Source organism: Paenibacillus sp. J23TS9 (assembly GCF_018403225.1).
Taxonomy (GTDB): domain Bacteria; phylum Bacillota; class Bacilli; order Paenibacillales; family Paenibacillaceae; genus Paenibacillus_AQ.
On record NZ_BOSG01000004.1, the window covers coordinates 57,502 to 70,403 of the forward strand.

At 49.7% G+C, this 12,902-nt stretch carries 10 protein-coding genes; 3 read left to right on the top strand and 7 right to left on the bottom strand.

The genetic code is table 11. From position 1 onward, the window contains the following. Nucleotides 1-69 precede the first annotated feature (69 nt). Together KJS65_RS21760 and arfA are read right to left on the bottom strand one after the other, a co-directional pair. Nucleotides 70-1,404, bottom strand: coding sequence for an ABC transporter substrate-binding protein (locus KJS65_RS21760; protein WP_213651956.1), 1,335 nt, complete (start codon nt 1,402-1,404; stop codon nt 70-72). 19 nt (nt 1,405-1,423) lie between these two features. Next, nucleotides 1,424-2,950, bottom strand: a complete 1,527-nt coding sequence (gene arfA, locus KJS65_RS21765) for an arabinosylfuranosidase ArfA (RefSeq protein WP_213651957.1) — start codon at nt 2,948-2,950, stop codon at nt 1,424-1,426. A gap of 382 nt (nt 2,951-3,332) precedes the next feature. On the opposite strand from arfA, the gene KJS65_RS21770 reads away from it, so the two are divergent. Beyond that, the gene (locus tag KJS65_RS21770; RefSeq protein ID WP_213651958.1) at nt 3,333-4,250 is read left to right on the top strand and encodes an ArsR/SmtB family transcription factor; all 918 of its coding nucleotides are present in this window, start codon (nt 3,333-3,335) and stop codon (nt 4,248-4,250) included. Nucleotides 4,251-4,372: 122 nt separating this feature from the next. On the opposite strand, the gene KJS65_RS21775 is transcribed toward KJS65_RS21770, so the two are convergent. The 5 genes from KJS65_RS21775 to araA all read right to left on the bottom strand — a co-directional run bounded on the left by KJS65_RS21775 (nt 4,373) and on the right by araA (nt 10,774). Next, the gene (locus KJS65_RS21775; RefSeq protein ID WP_244864711.1) at nt 4,373-5,500 is read right to left on the bottom strand and encodes a sn-glycerol-1-phosphate dehydrogenase; all 1,128 of its coding nucleotides are present in this window, start codon (nt 5,498-5,500) and stop codon (nt 4,373-4,375) included. Between the two features lie 70 nt (nt 5,501-5,570). Beyond that, nucleotides 5,571-7,241, bottom strand: coding sequence for a ribulokinase (locus tag KJS65_RS21780; protein ID WP_213651959.1), 1,671 nt, complete (start codon nt 7,239-7,241; stop codon nt 5,571-5,573). A 55-nt stretch (nt 7,242-7,296) separates the two neighbouring features. Beyond that, nucleotides 7,297-7,992: an L-ribulose-5-phosphate 4-epimerase gene (gene araD / locus KJS65_RS21785; protein ID WP_213651960.1), complete on the bottom strand. Its 696-nt coding sequence runs from the start codon at nt 7,990-7,992 to the stop codon at nt 7,297-7,299. Nucleotides 7,993-8,069: 77 nt separating this feature from the next. Continuing rightward, nucleotides 8,070-9,164, bottom strand: a complete 1,095-nt coding sequence (locus tag KJS65_RS21790; protein WP_374706212.1) for a GntR family transcriptional regulator — start codon at nt 9,162-9,164, stop codon at nt 8,070-8,072. A gap of 119 nt (nt 9,165-9,283) precedes the next feature. Continuing rightward, nucleotides 9,284-10,774, bottom strand: a complete 1,491-nt coding sequence (araA, locus tag KJS65_RS21795) for an L-arabinose isomerase (RefSeq protein ID WP_213651962.1) — start codon at nt 10,772-10,774, stop codon at nt 9,284-9,286. A gap of 257 nt (nt 10,775-11,031) precedes the next feature. On the opposite strand from araA, the gene KJS65_RS21800 reads away from it, so the two are divergent. Both KJS65_RS21800 and cysK read left to right on the top strand, forming a co-directional pair. Beyond that, nucleotides 11,032-11,760 (top strand): YwaF family protein, encoded by a 729-nt coding sequence (locus tag KJS65_RS21800; protein WP_244864712.1) that lies wholly within the window; start codon nt 11,032-11,034, stop codon nt 11,758-11,760. A 147-nt stretch (nt 11,761-11,907) separates the two neighbouring features. Next, nucleotides 11,908-12,828 carry a cysteine synthase A gene (gene cysK / locus KJS65_RS21805; protein WP_213651964.1) on the top strand — a complete coding sequence of 307 codons (921 nt, stop codon included), beginning with the start codon at nt 11,908-11,910 and terminating at the stop codon, nt 12,826-12,828. Nucleotides 12,829-12,902: the final 74 nt, after the last annotated feature.

The window sequence follows — 12,902 nt, forward strand, 5'->3', positions numbered from 1 at the left end:
CTCCTACCCCTTTTGGAAAGAGAGCTACTCTGGTACAGAGCAGCTCTCAAGTTTTGGTACCATGATTGCTTATTTCAATTCTTGTTCGATTTGGGCCTGGGCATCATCCAATGCTTTCTTGATGTCTTTTCCGTCCTCAAAGATCTCGTTTAGGGTCACTGTGCAGAGTACGTTATTGATGGTTGGACTGGCAGGAGTGGATTTGATCAGCTTAATTTCACTTTTAATGTCATTCAGTACGTCAAACGGGTTGTTGACGAAATACTTAACGAACTTGTTTTCCGGATTATGGGTCACATCCTTCATATCCCATACGTCCATATTGATCGGATCAAATCCTAGCGTATTCCAAATTTCAATGTTGGCATCAAGGGAGAGCTTGGCATAGGCAATGAATTCTTTTGCCAGTTGAACGTCTTTGGCTGTTTTGGTTACAACCGTTGCCGTACCACCACCGCCGTAGGAGCGCGGCATGCCCTTCTCGATGACAGGAATCGGTGCAATGGCAATTTTGCCGGAAAGGTCAGCCATATAGTTGGTGTAACGGGACATCTCCCATAGCGGCATGAATGCGGTGGCATAATTTCCTGAATTGAATTCGCCGTAAGCCTCTTCAGTATCCGGCTGGCCGCCTGCTATGGTTGCAATCACGTTGTTGTCCTTCAGATCCTTCAGGATGGAAAGCCCCTTGACCATTTGCTCGGAATTTACTTTCGGATTACCAGCCTCATCGGTAAAATCAGCTCCCTGCTGGGCAAGCATCATGGATTCCTGCCAGGTGGCGCTGGTGTCGGCAGTTCCCATGTATTTGCCGGTTTTCTCGTAGACCTGCATGCCCGCTTTCTTGAAATCATCCCAGGTGACGATTGTTTTATAATCAACGCCTGCTTCTTTCAAGATTTCCGTGTTGTAAAAAGCAACGGAAGCTCCGACATGCGTGGACAACCCGTAAACGGTCCCATCTTTGCTGTACAGATCCAGCTGTGATTGGACAACGGTGTCTTTGTACGGTTTCACCACGTCATCCAGAGGCTCAAGCTGCGGGGTGCCCTTCATGAAGTCCGGGTATTTGCCAAGCTCGATGTCCGCAATATCCGGCGCGCCCACACCGGTTTGAACAGCAATCGACAGCTTGTTGTGCATGTCATCGTATGGCATCACGGTTACATTCAGCTTGATCTGGCGGTCCGGATTTGCTTTGTTCCATTTTTCAAGCATTTTCTCAAAATGCTGTCCATGCAGTTCTACAAATGTCCAATAAGATAATTCCGTTGCGCTTTCCCCTGCACCGGCGTTCAGCACTGAGGTTTCCCCTTTGGAAGACGAGGACGACTTGGCGCCGCATCCCCACAAAAGCGATGTCATCGTAAGCACCAGCAGTGTAACCAACCATTTTTTCTTCATACTTGACCCTCCTGCATTTTTATTTGTCGTCATAAGTCTTTTTCAAACGTATAACATTCCAGGAAGCTTTGGATAAGCGGGCGTGGAGTAAACCATCCCTGCATTCTGCCCCTCCTCCGGAATGAGGTTTGACTTTTTCTTCAGCTGCGGTATTGACCGCTTTCAAATCCTCGTGCGCCAGAACGATATGTTCAACCAGCTGGTAGCCGGCGAAGCTGCGGACATCGCATTCCAAATCCAGCGGATCAGTCAGATTGCGGTTCAGGGCAAAGATAGTCAGTTCTTCCTCGGCTTCGTTATGAACAACAGCACTATCCAAATAAGGAACATCCGTATAATCCTGTGCGTCGTATTTCGGTGAGTCGATGATTGGCTGTAGCGATGTGCCGCGTCCAAACAGCGAAGCATGAAGGTATGGATAAAATATCGTCTGCTTCCAGGCCCGGCCGCCAGCTTCCGTCATGATGGGTGCGATGACGTTGACCAGCTGCGCCAGACAGGCCATTTTGACCCGGTCTGCGTGGCGGATCATCGTAATTAACATACCGCCGACAAGCAGAGCATCTTCAAAATTATAGATATCTTCCAGCTGCGGAGGACCTACGCTCCAAGGCTCGATTTGGGTATCCGCTTCGTTCGAGTGATACCAGACATTCCATTCATCGAAGCTGAGATACATCGTTTTTTTGCTGCGTTTTTTCGCTTTGATATAATCACATGTGGCCGTAACCGTCCGGATAAAATGCTCCATATCCATCGTTCTTGCCAGGAAGTTTGCTGAATCTCCATCTCTATTGCCATAGTACTGGTGTAAGGATATGTAATCGGCAACCTCGTAGGTGTGATCGAGCGTGACAGCCTCCCATTCAGGAAAGGTTGGCATTCCGGTACTCGAGCTTCCACAAGAGACAAGTTCGATATTCGGATCAACAAGACGCATAGCCTTTGCGGTCTCATATGCCAGTCTCCCGTATTCTACGGGTGTCTTCTGTCCAATCTGCCAAGGACCGTCCATTTCATTGCCGAGACACCAGGTTTTCACCCGATGAGGCTGTTCGTATCCATGACTGCGGCGCAGATCACTGTAGTAGCTTCCGGAAGGATGATTGCAATATTCAAGCAGGTTGCGGGCAGCATCCACACCCCGGGTTCCCAGATTGACCGCCATCATTACCTCTGAGCCGACTTCCTTCGCCCAGCTCATGAATTCATTCGTTCCTACATCGTTCGGTTCCGTCGTTCTCCAGGCCAATTCAAGACGTCTCGGCCGAAGATCCGCTGGTCCAACCCCATCTTCCCAGTTATATCCCGACACGAAATTGCCTCCAGGATATCGGATAATCGGAACCCCCAGCTCCCGGACTAGCTGCTTCACATCTCCGCGAAAACCAAGGCTGTCTGCCGTTGGATGCGAAGGCTCATAAATTCCGCTATATACCGCCCGTCCCAAATGCTCTATAAAAGATCCGTAGATTCGATTATCAACTTCTGCGATTCTAAAGGCCTTATCTACGATAACTCTTGCCTTCTGTGCTGTGGATGACATGTGTACATCCCCTTCCCATTTTATTTTATAGTTTTATAAAACATTTCATATAACACTAAATGAATCCGCTTACAGGTATAAAATAACATATCGAAAATGGAATGTAAACGATAAAATATAAATCTTTTTAGGTTTTTATAAAATTAATTCTTGAACAGGCTTATAACACTTGTAAAAAGTCCGTATTTTGCTTGTTTCCTGTTTTATATTTCAAATACACATAAAACAAAAGTGAACATTCTACATCTTACCATTAATAAATCGTGATATTTTAGCAAAATATGATTAGATACTATCTTTGACGACCTCATTGGTTTATAATTATCTAAAATAAAAGAATGAAATTTTATCCATTACCTTATCGGAAGAGGGTTTCGTTTATATGATCTACATCAAGGATTTAATGAGCGGCATTGATATTTTTAAAGCATTGAGCTCTGAAATCAGAATCCGTATCCTCGAATTGCTTGCCCAAAATCAGGCTCTCAACCTGAATGACCTAGCGGGCAAGCTTAATTTGAGCAATGGAGCCATTACGATGCATGTCAAAAAACTTGAGGAAAGCGGGCTCATTGAAATCAACACCAGTGTTGGCAAACATGGTATTCAGAAGATATGCTACCTTAATAAAGATAAGCTGATGGTGGACCTGCGCAGCAAAGATGTGAAGAATTTATATGAAGTAGAGATCCAGGTCGGACATTATAGCAACTATCAAGCAACGCCTACCTGCGGCCTGGCGACCAAAGACAGCATTGTAGGAGATTTTGATGATCCCCGCTATTTTGCCGATCCGCAGCGGATCGATGCAGAAATCATATGGTTGACGGAAGGGTTTCTGGAATACCGGATCCCCAACTATCTGAAGCCTAACCAGACATTCCGGGAGATTCAGTTCTCGATGGAACTGGGCTCTGAGGCTCCCGGATTCTGCGACAATTACCCGTCGGATATTTACTTTTATATCAACGGGATTGAGATCGGCTTATGGACCAGTCCCGGAGACTTCGGGGATGCACGCGGCACCTTCAATCCGGACTGGTGGCCGCCTCATCTTAACCAGTACGGTATGCTGAAGCTGATCCGGATCAATCATGAAGGCAGCTTTATCGATGGCTGCCGGATTTCGGATGTAACCCTGGACCAGATCAATCTTGACTATAAAAGCGAATTGACCTTCCGCATCGCCGTTACGGAGCAGCCCGAGAATAAAAGAGGCTTGACCATCTTTGGCAAAAACTTTGGCAATTACGGCCAGGATTTGTTGGCGCGTGTGCTTTATGACGTGAAGGAAGGTTAATCAAACCACAACACGGCAAACGCCAGCTATCGAATAGGGACCTGAAGTATGCGGTTTATGCTTCAGGTCCTTTGTCGCTTTCTTGGGCTGCTGACATTCTTTATAGATGGCAGCCTCCCAAACTAAGCTTCATTTAATGCGCGCAGCAGCGTACGGCGTTCGCGCACATGATGTGCTTCCCGCAGACTTTGTTCTAACAACGCATCGTCAATCCCGAGCTCTGCCTTGCTTACAGGACCACCCGCACGCTGGAGCAGCGAGCGGATCTCTCCCTCCGTAGGTAACTCTTCCAGCCATTCCCGTATGACTGCCCCATGCTGGCGCAGGGCTTCTGGTTCTTGCCCCGGATAGACCCCATGGTCAACCGCATCATGGTAGAGGCGTGAAATTTCAGCGCAGGCGACGCCTACCTTGGCACCATGCAGCAGCGCCCGGCTGCCTCTGCGCAAATATTCCATTTCCCAATAATGGGATACATGATGCTCTGCACCGGATGCCGGATGGGACTGCCCAAAGATCAGCATGGCAATTCCGGATTCGATGAGAGCTGTCATGAGAATACGTATCCCTTCCTCTGTCCGGTTCCCGATATCATCCACATGCTCCACACATGAGCGCAGCGCTTTTTCCGTCATCACTGCCGACGGTTCATGATAAGGCTCATCCGCTGTAAGATGAGAGAACTTCCAATCAAATAGCGAGGTATATTTGCCGAGCATATCCCCGAATCCCGCAGCGACCAGCTTCTGGGGAGCTTTCACCAAGATATCCAGATCTGCGAAAATTGCCACAGGTGCCGATGCCGGAAATGTCTTCTTGACGCCGCGAATAATCAGCGGTGCTCCTTTTGACGTAAAACCATCTACCGACGGGGCTGTAGGTATCGAAATAAATGGCTTGCCCGTTTTATAGCATGCAAAGCGGACGATATCATGAATGGTGCCTGAACCTACAGCAATAACGGCGTCTGTCTTTTCAGGATCAACCTCGATCAGCAGCTGCAGGAGCGATTGTTCGTCTGCAACGACATCTCCCGCAGCTCCCGGATCAATAATACACAAGCTGGCCCTTTGGATTGTCTTCCGCAGTTCCTGTTCCAGCTGCTTGCCCGCAGCCTCGTATGTGTTTGCATCAGCCGTAATGATCACTTGCTGATACCCTTTTCCCGCCAGATACGCAGCCGCTTTATTAATGGCGCCCTTTTCCAGTACCATTTGATCCAGGCCCTGTGTCTCCATGCCCTTGTTCATGCTTATCCCCCCCATGATCTGTTCATCAGCAATGAGGCCCCATTTCTGCGAAATAATCGGTGTTTTATCTTTATTCAACGGACTTTTTAATACTCTTCAGCCGTTTCATGACGTCATTTTCACCGCGGCCAAAATAATCATGGAGAAGGTTGTATTCCCGATAAAGACGATCATAGACCTCAACATTTTCCGGAATCGGCTTAAAGGTCTCATCCTTCACCCTTGCCATGTTCTCAGCTGCTGCAATGACCGTGTCATAGCCACCGGCAGCCTCACCAGCCGCCACGGCTGCAAAAATCGCTGCACCCAGCGCTGGCGTCTGTTTGGAATCCGCTACGAAAATCTCACGGTTGGTCACATCGGCATAAATTTGCATCAGGAGTTTATTTTTCTGCGGCAATCCGCCGCATGCGTACAGGGCATCGACTTGAACGCCGCTCGAGTGGAAGGCATCCACTATTTTACGCGTGCCAAAGGCCGTTGCCTCCAGCAATGTCCGGTAAATTTCCTGGGGCTTCGTCAGCAGCGTCATACCCAGCATCAAGCCTGTCAAATCCGTGTCAACGAGTACGGAACGGTTGCCGTTCCACCAATCGAGCGCCAGAAGACCGGTTTGTCCCGGTTTATATAGTGCTGCTTCCTTCTCCAGCCACGCATGAACTCCAAGGCCTTCGTTTGCTGCCGCTTCCTTCACATAGGCCGGAAGCGCTTCCTCAACATACCATTCAAAAATATCTCCTACCGCTGATTGCCCAGCCTCATAGCCGAACAATCCAGGTATAATGCCGTCCTCTACGACTCCGCACATACCTTCAACCTGTTTCTCTTCCGTGCCGAGCAGCATATGACAGATCGATGTTCCCATCGCCATCACCAGCTTTCCGGGCGTAACGACTCCTACGGCAGGAACTGCAGCATGGGCATCGACGTTGCCTACCGCTACAGCTATGCCAGGTTTCAGCCCCATCAGCGCTGCCATCGGCTCCGTCAATCCGCCGGCATTCGTTCCCAGAGGAATGACATTCCCGCGGAGCTTGGTCTCTGTCAGATGCTCAAGCCGCGGATCAAGCGCCTTGAAATATTCCTTGTCAGGATATCCCTCCTGCTTATGCCAGATCGCTTTATAACCAGCGGTGCAGCTGTTTCGGACGATTTTGCCGGTCATTTGCGAAATAACCCAATCTGTCGCCTCCAGGAACAGATCCGTCTGCTCATAGATCTCCGGTGCCTCATCCAGAATCTGCCACACCTTGGCGATCATCCACTCCGATGAGATTTTGCCTCCGTATCTGGGTAGGAAGGCTTCGCCGCGCTGCGCGGCTATCTGGTTGATTTTATCCGCTTCCGGCTGTGCCGCATGATGCTTCCACAGCTTTACCCAGCTGTGTGGATGATCTTGAAGCTCCGGTTTCAGGCAAAGCGGCTCTCCCTTCGCATCCACAGGCAGCATGGTGCAGGCCGTAAAATCAATGCCGATTCCGATAATGTCTTCCGGATCTATTCCCGATTCCCTGACGACGGCTGGCACCGAGTTTCTCAGCACCTCCAAATAGTCATCCGGATGCTGAAGAGCCCAGTCATGTGCAAGCTTCTTTCCCGAACCCGGCAGTCGTTCATCAATAACATGATGCGGATAAGGAGTAACGTGATCGGCCACTTCCTGGCCGTTTGACAGCTCAACCAGGACGGCACGTCCGGACTGTGTTCCGTAATCCACTCCGATGGTATACTTTTTGCCCATATGAATCCCTCCAGATCGTAAACGAGTTATGATCACTGACGATGATTATTGAATATCATTTCTGCCCATAATACGCATTCACTCCATGCTTCCGAAGGAAGTGACGGTCCAGCAGCGTTTGGTCCATCGGCTGGCAGTCCGGATTCAGCTGCAGCATCCTTGCGGTTATTTTGGCAACTTCCTCCAATACTACAGCATTATGGACCGCATTATGCGCATCGTTTCCCCAGACAAAAGGTGCGTGGGCATGCACAAGCACGCCCGGTACCTGGCTCGGATCAAGCCCCAGCTCCAGGAACCGCTCCACAATGACATTGCCGGTCTCCAGCTCGTAAGCGCCCTCAATTTCTACTTTGGTCATTGGACGAGTCACTGGGATTTCCCCATAAAAATAATCCGCATGCGTGGTCCCCGAAGCCGGAAGCGCGCGTCCCGCTTGTGCCCAGCTTGTTCCCCATGGCGAATGGGTGTGTACAACCCCCCCGATATCCGGAAATGACCGATATAAAACCATATGCGTAGGCGTATCGGAGGATGGACGCAGATCTCCTTCGACAACTCTGCCTTCCAGGTCAACAACCACCATATCCTCTGCTTTTAGATCCTCGTAAGGTACGCCGCTTGGCTTAATGACGAACAATCCGCTTTCCCGTTCAATTCCGCTTACATTTCCCCATGTAAAGGTAACAAGTCCGTGTTTGGGCAGAGCCAAATTGGCCTCCAGCACCTGCTGTTTTAAAGCTTCCAGCATCACAGCCACTTCCTTCCTTTTCCGATTGTACGTACAAGTTATCGTATCAGAGTCCGCATCCGGCAGACTCTGCGCACTTATCCTTTATTTATCCTCGCCACTGAATCCCGTTCGATCAGCTCAGGCTCATAAACCATATCTTCTGCCGGCTCTCCCTGCTCAATCATGGCTATAAGCCTGCTTGCGGCGGCCTGCCCCATCACCGTTTTGGGATGCGTCAGCGTAGTCAGCTTTGTACCCGAAGCGGATGCCAGACTGGAGTCGTCAAATCCGATGACCGATACATCCGCTGGAACTTGAAGGCCGCTTGCGGCAACAGCTTCCATCAGCATCACGGCAAGCTCGTCGTTATAACATACGAAGGCCGTTGGACGCATCTCTCCTTCTGTGAGCATCTGAAGAGCCTGCTGATAAGGGAAATCTGTTTTCTGCTCGGTCGTGTATGTAACGACACGTTTGGGAGAAGCACTGATCCCAGCCGCTTTATGTGCTGCCAGGAAACCTTTCAGCCGGTTTACGCCCTGAAGATCATCACGTTTGAAAAAACCTGCGATCTGCGTATGTCCTTGCTCGAGCAAATACTGCGCTGCCTTATAGCCCCCGGCTTCATCATCCACCTTAAGACAAGCGCATTCCAGCTCCCGGTACTTTTCGTTGATCATCAGATAAGGAATGCTTTTTTCTTGAAGCTCCAGAAAGTATGCCAGGTTCGGATTGCCCTCAGCGCTCTTTGTCGGCTCAATGATCAGTCCGCTAAGCGGCTGACTCGTCATCAGCTGAAGGCTCTCCATCTCTTTCTCCTTATTGTTATCCGTACTGGACAAGAGGAGTCTGTAGCCTTGGCTGCGCAGCTCTGCTTCTGCTCCCCGCACGATATGCGGAAAAATATAATCCGATATATAGGTTGTGATAATGCCAATCGTCTTCACCTGCTCGCCTTCGCGGCGTTCAGGACTCCGGGCAAAGGTTCCCTTGCCCTGAATCCGCTCGAGCCAGCCCTCCTTCTCCAGCTCTCCAAAGGTCTGGCGGACCGTCTGGCGGCTCATGCCGAACTGCTCTGCGATTTCGTTCTCCGAAGGCACCTGTTGTCCGCGCTGGAGCTTTCCCGATTCAAGCCAGGATAGCAGTTCATTTTTTAATTGAATATATTTAGGAACTCGTCTGTTATTCATCATTCACCTCAGCGAAACGCTCTAGATTAAAACCTTGCCGGATCTTGCAAATAGCCGATACCGGAAAGCTTTTCTTATATGGTTATTGTATCATAGGCTGGGCGAATACAGACAAGTCGTTACGATCGTAAGCGGTATGCCGCATCGCTCCAAAGAAGTTCGTTTTTGAAGCGTTGAACCGATGTATTCTTATCGATAATGACGGCTTCGATTCCGGCCATTTCAGCAAAGTCAGCCAGATTCTCGGCGGTAATCGCATAAGATAGGACCGTATGATGCGCTCCACCTGCCAAAATCCATGCCTCTGCCGATTCACGCAAAGAGGGCTGAGGTTTCCATAACACACGCGCTACCGGCAGCTTAGGCATCGCCTTTTCGATCTTCACGCCGTCGACCACATTCACAAGCAAGCGGAAACGGTGTCCCAAATCGATGAGGGATGCATTAACTGCAGGGCCATCCTGACCATCAAATACAATCCGGGCCGGATCTTCCTTATCACCGATGCTAAGCGGATGAACCTCGACGGTTGGACGTGTAGCCGCTATCGTCGGACATACCTCCAGCATATGTGCGCCAAGAATCATATGATTACCCGGTTCAAAGTGGTAGGTGTAGTCCTCCATGAAGGATGTGCTCTTATTGTCGGCCAGTACCTTCAGTACACGGGTCAGCGCCGCCGTCTTCCAATCTCCCTCTCCGCCAAAGCCGTAACCGGCTTCCATCAGACGCTGTACAGCAAGTCCCGGAAGCTGCTTCAATCCATGGAGATCCTCGAAGGTGGTCGTAAAAGCACCGAAGCCGCCCTCCTCCAGGAAGCGTTTCATCGCGATTTCAATACGGGCTTGATACGCTATCGCGTTCCGCACCGGTCCGTCGCTGAGTCCCGCCTTCGTGATGCTGTATTGCTCCGCGTATTCATTCAGAAGCGCTTTCACTTCATGATCGCCGACTTCATTTAATACCTGTGCAAGATCCCCTACGCCATAGCCGTTTACCGACCATCCGAGCTTGATTTGCGCTTCGACTTTGTCACCATCCGTTACCGCTACTTCACGCATGTTATCGCCAAAACGTGCCACCTTCAGGCGGCGGCTCTCGGCATATGCTGCTGCCGTGCGCATCCAACCGGCAATGCCCTCCCGCACTTCACGATCTTCCCAGTATCCGACGACTATTTTGCGAGCGATTCCCAGGCGAGCGCCGATATGACCATATTCTCTGTCACCATGTGCAGACTGGTTCAGATTCATAAAATCCATGTCCATGGTCTCCCACGGGATATCCCGGTTAAATTGCGTATGAAAATGAAGGAGAGGCTTCTGCAGCTGCGACAGCCCTGCAATCCACATTTTCGCCGGAGAGAAGGTATGCATCCACGTCATAATCCCTGCACAGGTCTCATCGCTGTTCGCTTGAACGATCAAATTGTATATTTCATCCGGCGTGGTCACAATTGGCTTGAATGCGACCGGATAGGTGAACAAAGGATCCTGATCAAGCTGCTCTGCGATAATCCGGGAATGCTCAGCTACCTGGTCCAGCGTCTCTGGTCCATATAGATGCTGACTGCCTGTTACAAACCAAAATGAGTGCGGTTTCAAATTCATCTTGTTAGCGCCTCCCAAAGTTATGTGTATGTCTTATCTCTCTTGTACATACATATCATATGTATTTTATAATATTAATTAATGGTACGTACAAGTTGTATGGCTACATTTTATTCCTGACTTTTCAAAAATGCAAGCAAAAATTTGGATTCAACAATGAAATCAGTTTGCAGAACCGGCCGTTCAAATACTTCGCCTTGCGTTCATCCATGATATGGATATCATGGTAATATAAATATCTTTCAGGAGGCATGACCATGAGCGATCCGTTTGTCCTGTTCTCTTCTCCCCATCTGCTCGCACTCCTGCTGCTCGTTGTTACTTCGCTTCTGCTCTATGCATTCAGGCACCGACTCCAACGCAGCCCCCGGAACAAAAAGATTCTCCGCTATACGCTGGCCGCTCTTCTCGCAGGCTCCGAAGCCGTTCTCGATATCTGGAATATCACTGAAGGTACGTGGAGCCCCAAATACACATTACCTCTAGAGCTCTGCAGTCTGACGCTGCTGCTATCCATCATTATGCTTCTGTCAAAGAGCCGTCTGCTGTATGAAATCCTGTTCTTCGCCGGTATTGGCGGAGCTTTGCAGGCACTGATTACACCTAATCTCGGTTATCCCTTTCCGCATATCCGTTTCTATCAGTTTTTCGCCGCCCATATTTTGATCATTCTAGCATCCCTCTATATGACCTGGATCGAAAATTACAGGCCGACATGGAAGTCCATCGGATTGACCATGATTTTCTTGAATGTCGCAGCTCTTTTAGTGGGTATTACAGATTACTATGTAGGCGCGAACTATATGTTCCTGATGCATAAGCCTTCAACGGCATCCATACTGGACTGGCTTGGCCCCTACCCCGTTTATTTGTTAGCAGAAGAAGGCATTGCCCTATTGATATTTACGATCATGCTGCTCCTGTTTTTTGTTATTCCGGAAAAAATATCCCGAACGGGTAAATCTCGCGATCATTCCGCGATATAAAGACATGGTTTTATAGGCTGTTAGCATCAAAATGAATAAGTCTGAGAAACTCTTCTTTAATTGTGCATTCGACTTGGAAGAACTATAATAAACGGAGAAGTCTATCGGTTTAGTGTGATATAACATCATAAAGGAGCGCTATTAACCATGACACAACCCAAAGTAGTACAAAATATAACTGAGCTAATTGGCCATACCCCTGTCGTCCGGCTTCACCGCCTGGTTGGTGCAGAAGATGCCGAGGTATACGTAAAGCTCGAATACTATAACCCAAGCGGAAGCGTGAAGGACCGCGCTGCCTTCAATCTGATAGAACAGGCAGAGAAAGACGGACTGCTCGCGCCCGGCTCCACGATCATTGAGCCTACCAGCGGCAATACCGGGATCGGTCTGGCCATGAATGCTGCGGCTAAGGGTTACCGCGCCATCATGATTATGCCTGATAATATGACGAAGGAACGGATCAATATTCTCAAGGCTTATGGCGCAGAGGTTGTGCTGACTCCTGCCGCCGAGCGCATGCCGGGAGCCATCCGCAAGGCTGAAGAGCTGAGCAGGGAGATTCCTAACAGCTTCATTCCGCAGCAGTTTGAAAATAAGGCCAATCCAGACATTCACCGCCGCACCACGGCACTGGAAATTATCGAGCAGATGGAAGGGCGGCTGGATGCCTTCGTTGCCACGGCAGGAACTGGCGGTACCATCACCGGTACCGGTGAGGTCTTGAAGGAGCGGATTCCCGGCATTGGTATCTATGTGGCGGAGCCCAAAGGCTCGCCCGTGCTGTCCGGCGGCCAGCCGGGACCCCATAAGCTGGTGGGTACAAGCCCGGGCTTTATCCCCGCCATTCTGAATACCGATGTGTATGATGAAATTTTTCAGGTAACCGATGAAAATGCCATTGAAACAACGCGGAGACTTGCAAGAGAAGGCATTCTGGTAGGTCCCTCCTCCGGGGCTGCCGTATGGACCGCTCTGCAGGTAGCCCGGCGTCTTGGCCCCGGCAAGCGGGTGCTGTGCATCGCACCGGATACGGGAGAACGTTATTTAAGCATGGGCATTTTTTAAAACAAATAAAAACCGCCTCAGCCATAAACGATTACCCGTTTTTGGCTGAGGCGGCAAACTCTAATTTATGATCT

Bases quoted from the DNA above. Each gene is read 5' to 3' on its own strand.
- KJS65_RS21760 (WP_213651956.1), bottom strand. From the start codon at position 1,404: ATGAAGAAAAAATGGTTGGTTACACTGCTGGTGCTTACGATGACATCG.
- arfA (WP_213651957.1), bottom strand. From the start codon at position 2,950: ATGTCATCCACAGCACAGAAGGCAAGAGTTATCGTAGATAAGGCCTTT.
- KJS65_RS21770 (WP_213651958.1), top strand. From the start codon at position 3,333: ATGATCTACATCAAGGATTTAATGAGCGGCATTGATATTTTTAAAGCA.
- KJS65_RS21775 (WP_244864711.1), bottom strand. From the start codon at position 5,500: ATGAACAAGGGCATGGAGACACAGGGCCTGGATCAAATGGTACTGGAA.
- KJS65_RS21780 (WP_213651959.1), bottom strand. From the start codon at position 7,241: ATGGGCAAAAAGTATACCATCGGAGTGGATTACGGAACACAGTCCGGA.
- araD (WP_213651960.1), bottom strand. From the start codon at position 7,992: ATGCTGGAAGCTTTAAAACAGCAGGTGCTGGAGGCCAATTTGGCTCTG.
- KJS65_RS21790 (WP_374706212.1), bottom strand. From the start codon at position 9,164: ATGAATAACAGACGAGTTCCTAAATATATTCAATTAAAAAATGAACTG.
- araA (WP_213651962.1), bottom strand. From the start codon at position 10,774: ATGAATTTGAAACCGCACTCATTTTGGTTTGTAACAGGCAGTCAGCAT.
- KJS65_RS21800 (WP_244864712.1), top strand. From the start codon at position 11,032: ATGAGCGATCCGTTTGTCCTGTTCTCTTCTCCCCATCTGCTCGCACTC.
- cysK (WP_213651964.1), top strand. From the start codon at position 11,908: ATGACACAACCCAAAGTAGTACAAAATATAACTGAGCTAATTGGCCAT.